This window comes from Dehalococcoidia bacterium, assembly GCA_041653995.1.
Taxonomy (GTDB): Bacteria; Chloroflexota; Dehalococcoidia; order GIF9; family UBA5629; genus CAIMUM01.
This window is the reverse complement of the sequence record JBAZEK010000013.1, coordinates 1-14,868: the sequence shown is the minus strand read 5'-3', so window position 1 is coordinate 14,868 and position 14,868 is coordinate 1. Positions and strand designations below refer to the sequence as shown.

The following is a 14,868-nucleotide window of genomic DNA, read 5'->3' as shown; positions in this document are numbered from 1 at the left end:
GAGAAGGCCGGGCCATGGACATAACTGTGGAAGGTACACACTCCTTCGTGTTCAAGAACGGTATCATCGGACACAACTGCGAAGATACTTCCATGCTTGTCGGCTCCATGCTGGAATCGATTGGCTACAAGACCAGGCTGGTCATCGGCTCCGTTCCTGAAGGCTACCACATGTGGGTCGAGGCAATGGACTCCAGTGGGCAGTGGTGGCTGATAGAGACCACATTGGGCATGGTCTACAAGCTGGACAACCGGGCCTCCCTGGGATATGAAGCGGACTACTTCATAACCTGGAGGAACGGATGCGACTATCTACACAAAGCAGAGGACGCGCTCTACTGATAGTAGGCGACGTTCTCTAAACATGATTGCCCTGTGTTCACCCACTGGCCGCCAGTGCACCTGGAGCGTGCTATCATGCTCCCATCATAGCATTGCACTTCGATGGTCGAGTCCTCCTCACACAGGGCATCAGGGCACGACTCATTGGTCGGCACCCACTCATTGCTCTGGCATCCATATGCGTTGATGAAGCCTCCGTCGGCGCACGACTGAGAGATGAACTGCCCCGTTTGGCAACCCTCTTCACATGTTTCATCAGTGTAGATGTACTTGCAGCCATCACATCTTTTGACGGTGATGTACTTGCCGTCCGGGCACTGCAAGTAGATGGCATCGGAGCCGGAGCACATGCAACCCTCGGTCACGGCACCTCCTACACTCTTGCTGAAGAACGCAGCCACCGCGACCGCGCCTATGGCTAGGAGAGCGGCCTCGACCAGCCTCATGACATCCCTCAGTAGGTCTCGATGCTGTTCACATCCGCCCAGCGAAGGTTAGAGCCCGCGTAAGGCATCTGAGGGGTGTATCCAGTAGGTATCCGGGGACGGGCACCAATGGGCTGCTTGGACATTGTATACAGTCCGTAGACTAATAGAGCACCGAGCGCTCCGAGGGCCACGTACTTGACGGTCTTCCTGCTCATGAGGGCCATTCTCATGCCCCCAAATAGGTATCGAGCCCAAGGACCGTGGCCATTCCTGCGGTCATTGCGGCGGACTTCTGCCATCCACTATTCCATAGCAGTGCGGTCAGTACGACCGCACCGACACAGCCCAGAGCCTTCATCTCGTACATGCTCATGGACATTCCGGTCTTCGATACTTTCGGCATTGTTTCAACCACCCTTGTTGTCTCTTTTCTTCATCAACTCTGGTAAGATGTACTTGATGGCGATGTAGCCACCACCTAGGACCAGGCCCGCGGTGAGTATCATATTGGTTATGTCGCTGATGGAGCCGCCACCCCCAGGCAGCTCTGCCGTGTCCACAACCTCTTGTGTGCAGGTGTCGTAGGTGTAGGCGTAGAACGAGGTGTGGATGGTCACGAGCTTGCACACCTCGTCAGGGTCGTCTGGGTTGGTGTATTCGGTGACGTCCTGCCCATAATTCATCAACGTAACCGCGACCACGATACACACCACCATGAGCGCCACCCAGGCCAGGATGCGCACGATGAAAGGCAGGAGGGGCTTGAGCAGCGGTATCAATGCTCCGGTCGGCTGCTGATAGAATATGTCGTCAGGCGTGAACGTGGGATGCGATGCAGGCATGGGATAGATGCTGGGTATCGAGCCCGTGGTCGCCTCCCGGAGATAGGCCAGACCGCCGATGAAGCGCTCATTGTAAGGAACGATTTCCTCAGGGATGGCCACATGCGTTCCCACATAATCATCGGGCACGGAGTTCGCCGTATCGTAGATGTCCACTTCCTTGCCCAGCTCGTCGTTCCATGCTCTACCGATTAGTCCCATATCAATCAGCTCTCCTGCTCGAACTCTTTGTACTGGCAGGTGTTGTAAGTCTCCATACCTAGGCCGCCGAACGGACCCATGCCCATTATGTTAAAGGTATACTTCATGAGCAGCGGGGCCTGGATGTTGCTGGGGTCGTGGAAGTTGCACGTTAGCTTTAGCTGGTACAGCCCTCCCGCGTTCCCGCTCTTTATCTGCGTGAGGAAGAGGTCTCCTGGAGTGGTAAACCCGTTCGCGTCCGTGTATAGTATCATATCCTGCTGGCTGTTGAAGACCTTATAATCCCCGCACCACTCAGGACCGCGTGGGGGGTTCTCATGTATCTTCAGGCCCATGATGTCGCCTGGGCATTCCCATTTGACATAGATGTCGCAGCCAGGGAGCGGGCGGTTCATGTTGTCAAGGACCTTGAAGGTGATGTCCAGGTCCACCCCTCTGAAGAGATTGTAATTGCACGCTCCCGGAAGTTCGCAACTGCATACCTGGCACTCGTCCTCCCCAATACCCTGGAAGATGGGGGGGTTCGTCCGGTCATACAGCACGCCATTGATGTAGACCTCTATCGTGCCTGGAGATGGGTACTTACAATATCCATAGTCCTGGACACCCATGACATACTGGCAAACGTTCTCTGCCCCGTCCATGACGCACCGGACGGGAGCTGCAATGAGCAGGTCATCTCCGTAGCACATCTGGGGGCAGGGCTTGACCGAGCATCGGTTGTCGGCGCAGGCCGCTCCTCCCTCGGTCCAGGCATGGTTCAGGCACTTCAGCGACGTGCCGCCCAAGCAGGCCTCGGAACCTTCGATGGCACAGTAATCGGATGGCGCTTCCTCGCATAGGATGAAGTCCCCTACCTTGTTGCAGGCCAGGCCGGTGGGGGTGTCACAGATGTATGGGTTGCCGCCAGGCACCCATTTCCCATTGGAGCATTGGAACGGTGTTCCAGACTCATCGCACCATGGGGAGTCGGTAGCCTGACATTCTGTAGTTTCCTTGGGCTTGTTGAGATAGAGATATGCTCCGCCCAGGAGGGCCAGGGCACCTATGCCCATGACCAACCTGTTCATTTCAATACCATCCCCAATGCGAGCGCCGCAGCACCCGCAGCGATAAGATAGACATAAGGTTGCACGGGCCGGGGCTCGCATGTGAACAGGTCGGAATCATGCCAGCAGGTATCTCCACCGCATACTTTGTAAGGTATGACCTCACCATTCCAGCAGGTCTCGTGGATGACGTCCCCGGTCACGCAGTCCCCGCAGATGAGGTCCGCGGTCACGCTGGTCTCTGAGGCCTCGAACTCTCCAGAGCCATCAAAGGTCGCGTAGAAGACATAGTTGCCACCCAGATTCAAGATGAAGTACCCATCGGCAATGCCCTCTCCGTTGGTCACTATAGAACCGAGCTGTGCCCTTTGCGCAGGATTGCTCTCATGTGCGTAGCTGAACCTGATGGTGGCACTGGCGAGAAGTTGACCCCATGACATCAGGGTCGCGGATAATATGAACTCCTGGCCCTTGATGACGGGCTGTGGAGAGATAAGTAATTGTATCGCTGTGGTGGGCATTATACCACACCTCCACTGGAGAGCGCCATGGACATACCTCGTACTGGAATCGCGGTCGTAGCTATTAAACCTACTTCCACGTATATGCCTTGTACAAGGAGTACCCCGCAGTAATCATGAGTAGGCCCATGACGAGCAGCTTTACCTGCTCGGGACTGAGCAGCTCTGCTCCCGGCCTCATCTTTTCTTACCCCCCCTAGAGAGGACGTATAGGCCGACAGATGCTACTGCGGGGATGATTAGCCACCACGGCAGGCTGCTCATGGGGGCTGCACAAGGCTCGCCGGTTGGGTTCATGGTTCCATCAACACAGGCCCAGTATTGCCCATCGTTCCGGCACTCATAAGCACCCTCACTGCATGGTTCGTTCGAGCAGGGCAGGCCGTTGGAGTTCCAGGCGTATCCGTTGCAGACCTCTTCGATGTCATTTATACACCTTGTATCACCGGGAGTACAGACCTGGGTGGGGCAGGAACGACCGCTGGGCACCCAGCTATGAACGGCCCGGCTCCAAATCTCAGTGTAGACAATGGAGTTGTCCCAGCAGATAGTGGCCGTATCAGGATTGCCGACACCTTCCGCAGGCTCGGTCGGGCAGGAATATGTGTAGAGCACCCAAGTATGTGACGCCCGTGAGTACACTTCCTGGGACTGGACCGTAACACCGTCCCAACAGTACACAATGTTCCTGATTTCTCCATCCGGCGTCTCAGTTGGACAGGTGTATGTCTCCAGGTTCCAAGAGTGCGTGGCCTGGGAGTAAACCTCTTGCGACTGGATGGTGGTTCCGTCCCAACAGTAGGTGATATTCCTGGTAGCACCATCAGGGGTCTCCGTTGGACATGTAAATGTCTGAAGGCTCCAGGAGTGGGTAGCTTGTGAGTATACTTCCTGAGATTGTACACTTCCATCCCAACAGTACACGATGTTCCTGACCTCGCCGTCCGGGGTCTCTGTCGGGCAGGTGAAGGTCTGGAGGTTCCAAGAGTGCGTTGCGCGAGAGTAGACCTCCTGCGACTCGATACTACCATCCCAGCAGTAGGTCGTGTTACGTACAGCGCCATCCGGCGTCTCAGTTGGACAGGTGTATGTCTCAAGGTTCCAAGAGTGCGTTGCCCTCGAATACACTTCCTGGGATTGGATGGTAACTCCATCCCAACAATACACAGCATTTCTAGTAGCGCCGTCCGGGGTCTCTGTCGGGCAGGTGAAGGTCTGGAGCACCCAAGTATGTGACGCCCGTGAGTACACTTCCTGAGATTGTATGGACCCGTCCCAGCAATAGGTGATGTTCCGTATAGCGCCGTCCTCGGTCTCGGTCGGGCAGGATGCACCAGAAGGTAACCATTCATTGCCAGAGCACACCTCGCCATAGATGGTGCTGCCATCCCAGCAGGTCGTGGGGCTTCTGACATCTCCCTGGTTGCAGACGAAGGGCTCGACAGCGGTAATCGAGACCTGGTTAGAGGCACCGGAGTAACTGACACAAGGGTCGTGATTGACCACAATGATATAGTTGCCAGTGACCGTAGGCAAGGTATATGCGACACCGGGGCAAGGTTCCACAGAGCCTGCTGGACGTGAGAGGAAGCTGATGTTGCTTGATACCAGGTTCTCGGGGGAGACGGAACCTCTGTACACCTGAGCATACAATCGCTCATTGATGACATCCATCCGCGTAACACCATCGTAGTAGTACAGCGCACCACCGATGGTTATGACGCTTCCAGCTTCCACACTTTGTGATGGGCATATGGAGACCGCTATGTAACAAGTTTTCATCGCCACGGATATACCTCATCTCCAGAATGGGAATACTAGATATTAGCCTTATCTAAGGATGGATGACGTACCCGAGAGCGAAGGATATTAGCCCAATGATGGTGCCAGTGATGGCGAGCCATGTGCCGATGGACTTGCTATCGACCTTCTCATCGATTTTCTTTCCATGGTCCGATACGACCGCCGCATCGGCCTTCCCGGAGAGCTTGGCCTCCAACTGAGCTATGGCCACGGTCACCATGTTCCTGAGGTCCTTGTCCCGTTCATCGAGCGATTCCTTCAGGTCGATGAGGTCCTCCCGTGTCCTGTCCAGGCGTCCGGTCGTCGCGCAATCGCTCTGCTGCAACCTCGCCACATCCTCAGCAATCTTCTGGACCTTGCACTGGGTATCACCATGATACTCTCTGACCGCATCCAGTATATTGCCCAAGATTGGCCTAAGTTCAGCCAAACCGTCCTTGTCTGCGTTGCCCATTGGAATCACCCGAGAGGACATCCAGTATCTCCTCGCACACCTTTAGAAGGCCCTTCATCTCATCTTTGGAGTCCTCGGGCTGTGGCGGCTCCTTGGGGATATACCTCACGCTAAGTGGTATATGAGTGTATTAATAAATCACTATGCTTTACAAATTAGGTCTCCTCGACCTCTTCGATTGTCTCCGTACCCTCGCACTCCTTTGAAGCAATGGCTATGGCCGTTGCGCGGTCTATGGAATACAGCGCGACGAGCACCTCCAGAAGCTCGTTCATCGCTCTGATGCCCTTCTTCAGCTCCTTCAGCTCGTTGAGCTGTTCCTTATATAGCTCCAACATTCCCCAATTTGCATCACCTGCTGTCAAACAGCTCCCTCCTGACATTCTCAAGCGTCAGTCGCAGCCACTCCTCACCACCTTGCTCAGTGTGCACCACGTCTACAATGTCCTGGCGATGCGCATCGGACAGCCACTTCAGCACATTGGCGGATGTGATGAGGTGTGCGCTGTCCTTGAACCTGCGGGCGATGGGCTGGACCCGGTCAAAGGTCCAGGAAGTGGCCTCCTGCCCCTGCTCTCTGTATAGCTGAACAATATCTATATTGTCACTGATGGCGGCCTTGAGGTTCTCACAATCGGGCCCGGCGTACTCCTCGATGAGCGGAACCAGGGCGGTCGATATGAGCATGGTCGCTAGGCTGTCCCCAATGGGCTTGAACATGCGCTCATGCTCCAGATAGATTTAGCAGCTCATCGATGAGGCTGTGCCTGTCGTTAAATTCCTGGGGGTTCAACCCCATGGATTGGGCCAGGGACGCCAGGTCGTTGTCCGAGAGCGCATCCAGCTTCTCCCGTCCATCTGCTGATGGAGCGCTCATGTATCCGGGAGCGCCGGAAAGCTCGGATTCGAGGTTGAAATGACCCATGCTCCCATAACCAATGTCGTTACTGTGGATGGGCGAAGCCGTGCGCGGCGTGGCCATGGGCGTCGGTAGAGCCGAAGGGGCCCCCGGCTTGGTGTGACTGGCACCACACTTAGGGCAGATGACCTCTGGTGGGTCACCAACGACCGGGAACGTGGCCTCGCAAGCATCGTTCATGCACTTGAACTGCTTAGTCACTGGCGCTTGGGCCCCGGCCCGGTTCTGGAGCGTCGGCATAGCCCGTCCGGTGGGTGGAGGAGCGCCCCCGCCCCCTCTTGAGCGTGCGAACTCCATCAGCACCGGCTGCATGACCTCGGAGACCGTACCGATGATTTGACCGGCCATCTCCATGGTCTTATCCTCTTTCTCAGTACCGCCGACCCCGAGGTCCTTCAACCCATCCTGAAGTCTCTTGGCCTCTTGCAGGGTCTTGAGTATGTCCTCCTTGGCGGTCTTCTTGTCGGCCACCTCCTCCTGTAGCCTCTCAATCTTGGAGCCGAGCGCGGCCTTGAGAGCTTCAATCTGTATCCTGGAGTTCTCACTCCTCATCTGCTCCTTATGCTCATCGAAGCGCCTGAGTTCCGCGTCCCTCTGAGCTTGCAGCTCGGCCTGCCGGGCCTCGAACCTCAATCTCTCTTCCTGAATCTTCTCATCGCCACCCAGGGTCTTGATGGTAGCGAGCTGCATGAGGTAGGAGTTGAAGTCCTGCTCCTTGGGCTTGGCTGTGGACAGCTCCTCCATCTTACGTCTGGTCTCACGTACCTCTTCGAGGAACGGTCTCATCGCGTCTCTGAGCCTATCCTTCTCCTCCAGCTCCTTCAGCTTATTGAGCTGGACCTGTATCTCGGGAGGGATATTGCTGGAGCCGTACATGCTGTTCGGCCTTGCCCCGTCGTTCATGGCCTCGTCCATCATCCTCTGCATCCACTGCATGTTCTTGCCATACTGCTTCATGGACGCTGCCCACTGCAAGCGCTCCAATGGGTTCATGTTCATCAGCGCGGCAGGGTCGTAGGTCAGGGGGTCGGCCATCTTCGTTCTCTGCATAGGCTCGGTCCTCTGCTGTGGTGGGGACAGGATGTTCTTGTACGTGTCCAAGATGTTCTTGGCCCGGCTCTGCGGCACCATGGCGTTGGTCAGTATCTCACCGAGCTTGACGACGTTGTCCGGCTCGTAGAACTGGAACTGCTGGACGACACCATGTGCGGCCCTGGGGGATACCATGTTGTAGTACAATATGTCCCGGAGGTTCGTCAGCACATCGGGGTGCTTGGTCTTGGTGGGGTCGAAGGTGGACTTCCATTCCCTCGTGTCGCTCTCCTCCTCATCGTCCATGACCCTAGCATATTCCTGAGGAGCGGAAGTAACTTCGACAGGCTCGGCCTGCTCAACATTTGCTGCCGGTCTTGCTGAAGTTGCCTTGGCCTGTTCCTTCTCCCTCTTCTTGACGTGACCGCGACCGTGGCCACCTAATGCCTGTGCCGTTTTGAACGGCCCTGCTCCGCACTCATCACAGAAGAACTCTCCATTTTCTTCGACCATGAATATACCTCTGAAACATGAATGAGGCTCAGCATATTTAACTCACTCGCTCAACTTGCTCAGCAAATTTTCAGCATATCATCATTTGCTGATTTGCTGCTATGTGCAGAAAACTTGCTTACGAACGTAAAATCAATGAGACCATGACAATCTTTATGACGTCAGTATCTGATTCACTCACGAGGTATGTCCAATGACCAAGGAGATGAAACTGCATCTCAAGAGAGCGGAGCTTGAGCTTAACAAGGCAAGAGAAGCGACGCGCTGCGGATGGTGCAGGAAGAACATCGAGAAGGCCAAGACCGCGGTCAACGGCATAGCCTCGTTATCGGACGCTACCGACAAGACGGCAGACGTCATTGCTACCAAGACCGAGGCCGAGCTTGAGGAGCTAGGCGGCAAGGTCGGTGTGCTCAAGCAAGTTGTGAAAGATAGCAGAAGAAGCTCCAAAAACAGCGAAAGGTTAATTATGCAAGATGACGATGCCAACTACAGAGGTATATCTGTGGTCGCTAAGAAAGATGCAGTGATGGCCATCGGTGGAGCGCTCGTGCTCGGAACCGGTGGCGGATATGCCCTGAACCGGATAGATGAGCAGTTCCAGCCACTGGGAACCCAGTGGTATGCCAAGCTCGGCCCCATGGTTGGCGTGGTCGGTGGCGCGGCATTGATGCTTGCAGCAATGTCTGGCAAGGTCAAGAAAGAAGGCATGAAGACCTTCATGCTCACCGGTGGGGCAGCGTTGCTTGCGAATGGTGCGCTCAAGTACGTCGAGGGTATGACCGCGACGGCACCGATTGGAGCGTACAGGATGAATCTCCCCCGCTATGCTGGGGCCAGGCCGAACGTGGCCAAGCCGGTCGGCGTCATGATGCCCAACCTGCTGAACGTGGAGTCCTACTGAGGTGATATGTCATGGCAAACCTAATGCAGCCTTATGACCCCATCAACCTCGACCAGGTGAAGTTCGCCTATAATGGGTCTCGGGACACACTGAAGGAGATGCTTCCGTACTTCTACAACGATTTGGAGAACATTATTCCCAACGTGAATGTGTCCGCCCGTGTCGTTGCTGGAATCGTCAAGTGCGTCCTTCTCGGTGAGCAGAAGTTCACCCAGAAGTTCGGCGGATGGCAGCCCCTGTCCAACGAGTTCGGCATTGCTCCTCTGAGACCATGCCACGTTCACCTGCCTGACAACAGGTGGAGATGGACGTCCGGTGCGTCGACCTCATTGTTCTGGTCCGCGTCCGACAACTTCGTTGGTCCGTTCACAGTGAGCAACCATGCTATCATCATGATATATGGTTACTTCAACCTGGAGCCCATCCCGAACACTCTGGAACTGTACTTCCAGCCCGGTTCCGACAAGCTGCCCATCTGGTCAGTTGTGCCGATGAGGCTGTCCAAGCAGAGATACATCTGCCTGCCCAAGCCCATCATCATCGAGCCCAACTCCGCCATCAACATCAAGGCGTCCTGCGCTGTGGTGTCCACGGTGGAAGAGATGGGTCTGTTAGGGTTCTACTTCGCTGGCAAGAGCAGGTTGATTACCGAGCAGATAACGGACTGAGGTGGTAGCTGATGGCAGCTATCACCACCACCACTTTCCATATCATCCTGGAAGCGGCCTCTGGCCACAGGATGGTACAGACTGTTGGTCGGACCCAGTTCGTGGCCAAGGCCAAGACCAAGACCTTGACCACGGACTACAGGCGAATGGTGTATGGAACAGTGAACGCTCAAAAGCCTCCACTGGCCGCGGCGAAGACCATGAACTCCGTGAAAGCGGTGTTCCCCTATCTCTCGACCACGAACTTCACCCAGACCCTGGCAAAAAGAAAGATTGTCGTGAACAGAGTGACCTGCAACGCGAACGCATCCGGGTGCATCTTCACCTACTCATTCATCGGGTACTGAGGTGCCCGATGACTTACCCCTTTATGGAGGTATGGTGAGATGGCAAACCTAGCAACTACCAGTTGGCTCATGGTCATGGAGATGGCCTCAGGTCACCGGATGGTGCAGCAGGTCGGCAGGGCCAACTTCTACGGAAGCGCCACGGTCAAGACCATAACAACGGACTTCAGGAAGCTGGTGTACGCGAACGTGAGCGCTCAGAAAGCTCATACCGCAAGCAAGTCCACCACGCTCTTCAAGGCCATGTGGCCCTACGTGTCCACCACGATGTTCACGCAGTCCCTGGCCGATAGGAAGGTCCGGGTCAACCGCTCGACGGCGGCATCATACACTACGTGTATATTCACATACGACTTCATCGGATTTTGAACGATGAGCCCCTTTCCCCTCTGACTCTCTCTCTTAAAGGAGGTGCAAGAACATGAAACCGTTGGCAAACGAAGGCGACATATTAGTCTTGATAGACAATGATGATAACTGGTCGTTCTGGATGGTCCAGAAGACCGAAGGCTTGGTTTATGACATGGCATGGGCGGCGGCATGTACCACGCTCTCGCTGAGCAACTTCACTGAGATTTCCAACCTGGAACCTCAGTGGGAAGAGGACCCGTGGCGCTCGCTGTACCAGATACGGTGCGGCATAGACATCGGCCAGGTGTACGCGGAAATGTTGGCCGGGTCCATACGCAGGTGCCCGTACATGATTAAGCGTCCCTCCACGACCACTCCCCAGGTCGGTTACTTCGATGAGAAGTCCTCACCGTTCATCGACCCCAGGTACGAGTTCTTCCTGAGGCACAACGAGAAGCCCTCTTTCGCAGTCTACAACAAGTGGGGCATGTCCATTACTCCCAAGCTCCACTTCATCGGGCGCAAGCTCATGTGCTGCGACCTGAACAACCCCAAGAGCGCGGAGCATCTCAACCTGAAACCGGGAGACCTGGCCAAGCTCATCCAGAGATGCAAGGACCAGACAATCCAGCACAGGCGGATTACCATGCTCGGTATCGAGAGGTGATGGAATGGCGGACGACGAGGAAATGAGAGATTATCCCAAGCTCAACTACGAGCAGCAGTACGGCAGGAACCTGGACGGCAAGCCGTTCTCGATGTTCAACGAGGTCATGTGCGAGGCCACCATATGTGGGCTCTCCACCATAACCAAGGGCTCCATCACATTGGCGACGATTCCGGCAGGCAAGGAGTTCCACTTCCGGTTCATCAATATCGGTGGATACCCCGTCAAGAGGTCCAAGTTCCTCTTCAAGTATGGGACCGTTGTTGGCTCCGCGGGCTCCTTCCGTCTTGGAGTGACCGTGCCGTCCATGTCATCTTGGACCCCAGGGCCCAATGTGTTCATGAACAACATAAAGGGTATGGTGGCCAAGGGCGTTGTGAGCGTCATCAAGAACACCGTCAGCACCTGTGTCATAACCATCGGCGGGCTTTTAATTCCCTCGGACCCAGGGTTTTAGGTAGGTTAATAATACCCACCGACCCTGAGTCACTAAACCTTTTCATCTTATTTTTATTCACCATTAATTCCATATAGTTGTAACCGTCCTTTACCTTCGAGGGGAGAACATATCAGAGGAAGAGCCTAGTCCTAAGCTGAAATGCTATCTGCAAGACCTGATGAAGCTCAATGAATGGGCCGGTATGCAGGAAGACATTGGCCTGATAGGCGTGCTGGACACCTTATGCAATGAGCAGGGGCGTATCAATGCCATCCTGCACTCCAACGTGACGGTGAAGGGTGAGCTGGAGAACTGGCTCAATAATTTTGCGTACAACATCCGTAAGTTCGAGAGAAAGAACAAGTGGCTGCCACCTGATGCCATAAAAGGCTCTGCGATAGTCGTCGGTGCCGGTCCATCCATAACAGATGAGCAGATAATGGTTCTAAGGAACTATCCAGGTACCATAATCTGCACCAACAAGTCCTTGAAGCGCTGCTATGCTCATCATGTCGCTCCCAAATTCGTGACGGTCGTGCACCCGACCGATGAGATACTTCCTCACTTCGCTCACCAAGTTGTCCGGGACAATCTCTACATGTCCAATGTGGTGCTCTCCACCATGACCCATCCGTCAGTGACGGACGAAATACTGGCCCACGCGGACCCTGACAAGGTGTTCTGGTACAATCCGTCGACCAGTGACATGTTCGTGGAGAACATCGACAAGACCATTAGCTTGCTTTCCAACAGGGGCACCATCGACACCGGGGGGAACGTGGGCATATTCTCCATGCTCTTGGCGTACCAATGGGGTGCGAACCCCGTGGGCATCCTCGGCCTGGAGCACTGCCATGGACCGGGCTCCTGGGCCATGTGGACCAATGAGCAGTCGGATGGCTACGAGTGGCACTACGCGCCTGAGGACGACATGCTGTACTGCATTACTCCCATGTTCAAGTCCTACCTCCACGGCATGATGCAGTGGTACAGTGACGTTAGAGAACTGAGACCGGACTTCGACGTCATCAACCTCACCAAGATGGGGGTTATGTACACCAGGAGACGACCGGAGCGGACGAAGGACGGCATGCCGTATATGGATGTCAAGGACTTTGTGGCGAGGTATTCATGAGCGCATGGGGCTCCGCACTGGCATTGGTAGTGATGTGCGTGGTTGGCATAGTCTTCTGTCTCATCGGAAGACGCCGCGATGATATGTTTGGGCCGTCCATGTTCACCTGGCTTGGAAACATCTTTGTGCTTTTGTCCCTGACCTTACTTTTCATAATGCTCTTAGCGTACATTGCAGAGGTGGTTTGAATCAAGAAAGAGGATAAGAACGTCAACGAGGAGTTCCAGGCAGAGGTACAGCAACTGAATTTCGAGGCCATGCAGGAGCTTATACCTGAGTGGTCAAGGCACATCGCGGAGAACTTAGAGGCATGCAAAAAGTCTCTCAGCTTTGAGGACCTGCCATTGTTCAGGGCCGACGATTGCATTGTCATCGGTGCATCACCATCGCTCACTGACGAGGAGCTGCTGAAGCTCAAGGATTTTAAAGGGGACATAATCGTCACCAACAAGTCCTTTGAGCGCTGCTTCAAGCGGGGGTTGAGGATTGGGTGGGTAGTGCTCCTCGATGCTCACCCCATATCCGCATCACAGTTCAGATGGATGGAGGAGTTCATATCTCGGGACATCATAGATTTTGGCAGCCCGGTCAAGGTAGAGTATGTAGATGACAGTGCCTTCAGGAACGTCAGGTTCTTAGTATCCTCCGTGGCCTATCCTGGCACGATAAAGCTCCTAAAAAAAGCAGGCTGCAAAATATACTTCTTCAACCCCGCGGTCTCGGCCAAGGAGAACGAGCCATATAGGGTCAGTCAGATGTGGGGATGGATGAACAATCTGCCAGAGTTCCCTCACGGTGGGAACGTAGGGACATGCGCGTTCTGCCTGGCCAGGAAGCTGCTGTACAAGAGAATTGGCATACTAGGCATCGACTTCTGCGAGGAGCCGGGCAAGGATTGGACGCACGAGCAGGCCAGGGGCTACGAGTATTTCTACTACCCGGAGTCGAAGAGCATGAAGTTCGTGGCCATATCCAAGGTGTTCAAGTCGTTTATCGCCTACTTCATCGGAGCGGTCAACGACTGCCCTGGAGCAGTGCGCTATCTCGGCACCAGCCCGTTGCTCAAATTCTCTCCATACATTACATCGCAGAGCCTTGACGATTTCATCAATGGTGTGGACGATGAGCCCCTGACCGAGGAGGAGATAAAAGACCTGGAGATTAGTGCTCAGGAGCTGAAGGACGGTAAGGCCATATGCATGAGGCCGGACGAGACCGTCGAGGACTTCCTGAACCGGGAGGTGGAGTGAAATGGATGAACTGGCAGGTTTTGACCCATACGACAGCAGGATGAGGAACAAATTGCAGAAAGAGGTGCTGAGCAGGGTGCAGAACGAGTGGTTCACCAACTATGAGGCCAATCTTCCACTAATCAGGAAATGGGGAGGCATCGAGCACGTCCCATTGGCCGCCAAGTTCGTCATCGTGGGCGCAGGCTGGCCACTGTCGGATGGCAAGTATGCGCAGAAGGGTAAGACCATGAGCGTCAAAGGCAACCTGCACTTATTGGAGAAGGTCAAGTGCCCGGTCATCGTCTGTGACAAGATTGCCGCGACCGCAGCCAGGTACGTCAAGCCGTTTGCGGTCACCGCGCTCAACACGTCCTCGACCGATGTTCAGACCTGGATGGAGAACTTCAGGAAGAGAATGGATGAGCAGTGGGGGCCGGACGCCATCAAGGATGTATGGCTCATTGTACCGGTGACCGTGAACCCCGAGGCCCTTAGGAACTGGGAAGGCAAGATGGCCTTCATCAATCCCGAGAACACATGCGAGGAGCTTATCGCCACTGTTTTCAAGGAGACGGGTCTGGAGCCGAGGGCCAGGGGTGACAACGTCGGCTACTTCTCCATCATCATGGCCATAACCTTGGGGGCGAAGGAGATTACCATCATCGGCATGCCCTACTCGCATCCGACCGAGGATGCTGCCATGGACGCGACCAAGGGGAGGCATTGCGTTACCCTCTACGATGCAATCCTCCGAGCCTATGTGTACACCACGTTCGACTGGATTGACTCAAGGAGGGAGCTGATGGAGGTCCTGGCCAAGTGCAAGGAGGAGCATGGCATCCAGTTCTTCAACTGCACCGGAGCGGGCATACTGTACCAGGCGGGAGTGATAGAGCCATTGATGTTCGAGGAGTGGGTCAAGCACTCCGAGGGATGATATGTCCGAGCTGGGGCTGTATCTGGTCATATTCCTTTTGCTCCTTTTACAGTGCATGTGCTTCATCTGGGTGGCAGCGCTCGCC

20 protein-coding genes are annotated in these 14,868 nt (G+C 55.0%); 10 read left to right on the top strand and 10 right to left on the bottom strand.

What is annotated here, in order from left to right; all coding sequences use genetic code 11:
- Positions 1-341 (top strand): transglutaminase domain-containing protein (locus WC359_13615; protein MFA5401482.1); only part of this gene is annotated, 341 nt, incomplete at its 5' end.
- Here WC359_13615 and WC359_13610 read toward each other — a convergent pair.
- The 10 genes from WC359_13610 to WC359_13565 form a co-directional block, all read right to left on the bottom strand.
- Entirely contained in the window at positions 335-787 is a 453-nt protein-coding gene (locus WC359_13610) for a hypothetical protein (protein ID MFA5401481.1), read from the bottom strand. The two genes, WC359_13615 and WC359_13610, sit on opposite strands and share 7 nt — an antisense overlap.
- A gap of 208 nt (positions 788-995) precedes the next feature.
- Positions 996-1,172 carry a hypothetical protein gene (locus tag WC359_13605; GenBank protein ID MFA5401480.1) on the bottom strand — a complete coding sequence of 59 codons (177 nt, stop codon included), beginning with the start codon at positions 1,170-1,172 and terminating at the stop codon, positions 996-998.
- Positions 1,173-1,176: 4 nt separating this feature from the next.
- Positions 1,177-1,812 (bottom strand): hypothetical protein, encoded by a 636-nt coding sequence (locus WC359_13600; GenBank protein ID MFA5401479.1) that lies wholly within the window; start codon positions 1,810-1,812, stop codon positions 1,177-1,179.
- Positions 1,813-1,817: 5 nt separating this feature from the next.
- Positions 1,818-2,882, bottom strand: a complete 1,065-nt coding sequence (locus tag WC359_13595) for a hypothetical protein (protein MFA5401478.1) — start codon at positions 2,880-2,882, stop codon at positions 1,818-1,820.
- Complete coding sequence (locus WC359_13590; GenBank protein ID MFA5401477.1) at positions 2,879-3,382, bottom strand: hypothetical protein; 504 nt, start codon at positions 3,380-3,382, stop codon at positions 2,879-2,881. The genes WC359_13595 and WC359_13590 overlap by 4 nt, the downstream gene beginning before the upstream one ends.
- Positions 3,383-3,559: 177 nt before the next feature.
- Positions 3,560-5,164 carry a hypothetical protein gene (locus WC359_13585; GenBank protein ID MFA5401476.1) on the bottom strand — a complete coding sequence of 535 codons (1,605 nt, stop codon included), beginning with the start codon at positions 5,162-5,164 and terminating at the stop codon, positions 3,560-3,562.
- Between the two features lie 52 nt (positions 5,165-5,216).
- Positions 5,217-5,660 carry a hypothetical protein gene (locus tag WC359_13580; GenBank protein MFA5401475.1) on the bottom strand — a complete coding sequence of 148 codons (444 nt, stop codon included), beginning with the start codon at positions 5,658-5,660 and terminating at the stop codon, positions 5,217-5,219.
- A gap of 134 nt (positions 5,661-5,794) precedes the next feature.
- Positions 5,795-5,977 (bottom strand): hypothetical protein, encoded by a 183-nt coding sequence (locus WC359_13575; GenBank protein ID MFA5401474.1) that lies wholly within the window; start codon positions 5,975-5,977, stop codon positions 5,795-5,797.
- Between the two features lie 13 nt (positions 5,978-5,990).
- Entirely contained in the window at positions 5,991-6,359 is a 369-nt protein-coding gene (locus tag WC359_13570) for a hypothetical protein (GenBank protein ID MFA5401473.1), read from the bottom strand.
- A gap of 4 nt (positions 6,360-6,363) precedes the next feature.
- Entirely contained in the window at positions 6,364-8,103 is a 1,740-nt protein-coding gene (locus WC359_13565) for a hypothetical protein (GenBank protein MFA5401472.1), read from the bottom strand.
- Positions 8,104-8,296: 193 nt separating this feature from the next.
- On the opposite strand from WC359_13565, the gene WC359_13560 reads away from it, so the two are divergent.
- From WC359_13560 to WC359_13520, 9 genes are all read left to right on the top strand, one after another.
- Positions 8,297-9,007 carry a hypothetical protein gene (locus WC359_13560; protein MFA5401471.1) on the top strand — a complete coding sequence of 237 codons (711 nt, stop codon included), beginning with the start codon at positions 8,297-8,299 and terminating at the stop codon, positions 9,005-9,007.
- An 11-nt stretch (positions 9,008-9,018) separates the two neighbouring features.
- Complete coding sequence (locus WC359_13555) at positions 9,019-9,675, top strand: hypothetical protein (GenBank protein MFA5401470.1); 657 nt, start codon at positions 9,019-9,021, stop codon at positions 9,673-9,675.
- Positions 9,676-9,686: 11 nt separating this feature from the next.
- Complete coding sequence (locus WC359_13550) at positions 9,687-10,022, top strand: hypothetical protein (GenBank protein MFA5401469.1); 336 nt, start codon at positions 9,687-9,689, stop codon at positions 10,020-10,022.
- A gap of 39 nt (positions 10,023-10,061) precedes the next feature.
- Positions 10,062-10,391: a hypothetical protein gene (locus WC359_13545; GenBank protein ID MFA5401468.1), complete on the top strand. Its 330-nt coding sequence runs from the start codon at positions 10,062-10,064 to the stop codon at positions 10,389-10,391.
- Between the two features lie 52 nt (positions 10,392-10,443).
- The gene (locus WC359_13540; protein ID MFA5401467.1) at positions 10,444-11,040 is read left to right on the top strand and encodes a hypothetical protein; all 597 of its coding nucleotides are present in this window, start codon (positions 10,444-10,446) and stop codon (positions 11,038-11,040) included.
- A gap of 22 nt (positions 11,041-11,062) precedes the next feature.
- The gene (locus WC359_13535) at positions 11,063-11,497 is read left to right on the top strand and encodes a hypothetical protein (GenBank protein ID MFA5401466.1); all 435 of its coding nucleotides are present in this window, start codon (positions 11,063-11,065) and stop codon (positions 11,495-11,497) included.
- Positions 11,498-11,657: 160 nt separating this feature from the next.
- Complete coding sequence (locus tag WC359_13530; GenBank protein MFA5401465.1) at positions 11,658-12,614, top strand: 6-hydroxymethylpterin diphosphokinase MptE-like protein; 957 nt, start codon at positions 11,658-11,660, stop codon at positions 12,612-12,614.
- A 257-nt stretch (positions 12,615-12,871) separates the two neighbouring features.
- A complete protein-coding gene (locus tag WC359_13525) occupies positions 12,872-13,864 on the top strand; it encodes a 6-hydroxymethylpterin diphosphokinase MptE-like protein (protein ID MFA5401464.1) in 993 nt (330 codons plus the stop codon).
- A gap of 1 nt (position 13,865) precedes the next feature.
- The gene (locus WC359_13520; GenBank protein MFA5401463.1) at positions 13,866-14,783 is read left to right on the top strand and encodes a hypothetical protein; all 918 of its coding nucleotides are present in this window, start codon (positions 13,866-13,868) and stop codon (positions 14,781-14,783) included.
- Positions 14,784-14,868 lie beyond the last annotated feature (85 nt).

What these genes read in the sequence shown, in the direction of transcription:
- WC359_13610 (MFA5401481.1), bottom strand. Translation starts at nt 787, where the DNA reads ATGAGGCTGGTCGAGGCCGCTCTCCTAGCCATAGGCGCGGTCGCGGTG.
- WC359_13605 (MFA5401480.1), bottom strand. Translation starts at nt 1,172, where the DNA reads ATGCCGAAAGTATCGAAGACCGGAATGTCCATGAGCATGTACGAGATG.
- WC359_13600 (MFA5401479.1), bottom strand. Translation starts at nt 1,812, where the DNA reads ATGGGACTAATCGGTAGAGCATGGAACGACGAGCTGGGCAAGGAAGTG.
- WC359_13595 (MFA5401478.1), bottom strand. Translation starts at nt 2,882, where the DNA reads ATGAACAGGTTGGTCATGGGCATAGGTGCCCTGGCCCTCCTGGGCGGA.
- WC359_13590 (MFA5401477.1), bottom strand. Translation starts at nt 3,382, where the DNA reads ATGCCCACCACAGCGATACAATTACTTATCTCTCCACAGCCCGTCATC.
- WC359_13585 (MFA5401476.1), bottom strand. Translation starts at nt 5,164, where the DNA reads ATGAAAACTTGTTACATAGCGGTCTCCATATGCCCATCACAAAGTGTG.
- WC359_13580 (MFA5401475.1), bottom strand. Translation starts at nt 5,660, where the DNA reads ATGTCCTCTCGGGTGATTCCAATGGGCAACGCAGACAAGGACGGTTTG.
- WC359_13575 (MFA5401474.1), bottom strand. Translation starts at nt 5,977, where the DNA reads ATGTTGGAGCTATATAAGGAACAGCTCAACGAGCTGAAGGAGCTGAAG.
- WC359_13570 (MFA5401473.1), bottom strand. Translation starts at nt 6,359, where the DNA reads ATGTTCAAGCCCATTGGGGACAGCCTAGCGACCATGCTCATATCGACC.
- WC359_13565 (MFA5401472.1), bottom strand. Translation starts at nt 8,103, where the DNA reads ATGGTCGAAGAAAATGGAGAGTTCTTCTGTGATGAGTGCGGAGCAGGG.
- WC359_13560 (MFA5401471.1), top strand. Translation starts at nt 8,297, where the DNA reads ATGACCAAGGAGATGAAACTGCATCTCAAGAGAGCGGAGCTTGAGCTT.
- WC359_13555 (MFA5401470.1), top strand. Translation starts at nt 9,019, where the DNA reads ATGGCAAACCTAATGCAGCCTTATGACCCCATCAACCTCGACCAGGTG.
- WC359_13550 (MFA5401469.1), top strand. Translation starts at nt 9,687, where the DNA reads ATGGCAGCTATCACCACCACCACTTTCCATATCATCCTGGAAGCGGCC.
- WC359_13545 (MFA5401468.1), top strand. Translation starts at nt 10,062, where the DNA reads ATGGCAAACCTAGCAACTACCAGTTGGCTCATGGTCATGGAGATGGCC.
- WC359_13540 (MFA5401467.1), top strand. Translation starts at nt 10,444, where the DNA reads ATGAAACCGTTGGCAAACGAAGGCGACATATTAGTCTTGATAGACAAT.
- WC359_13535 (MFA5401466.1), top strand. Translation starts at nt 11,063, where the DNA reads ATGAGAGATTATCCCAAGCTCAACTACGAGCAGCAGTACGGCAGGAAC.
- WC359_13530 (MFA5401465.1), top strand. Translation starts at nt 11,658, where the DNA reads ATGAAGCTCAATGAATGGGCCGGTATGCAGGAAGACATTGGCCTGATA.
- WC359_13525 (MFA5401464.1), top strand. Translation starts at nt 12,872, where the DNA reads ATGCAGGAGCTTATACCTGAGTGGTCAAGGCACATCGCGGAGAACTTA.
- WC359_13520 (MFA5401463.1), top strand. Translation starts at nt 13,866, where the DNA reads ATGGATGAACTGGCAGGTTTTGACCCATACGACAGCAGGATGAGGAAC.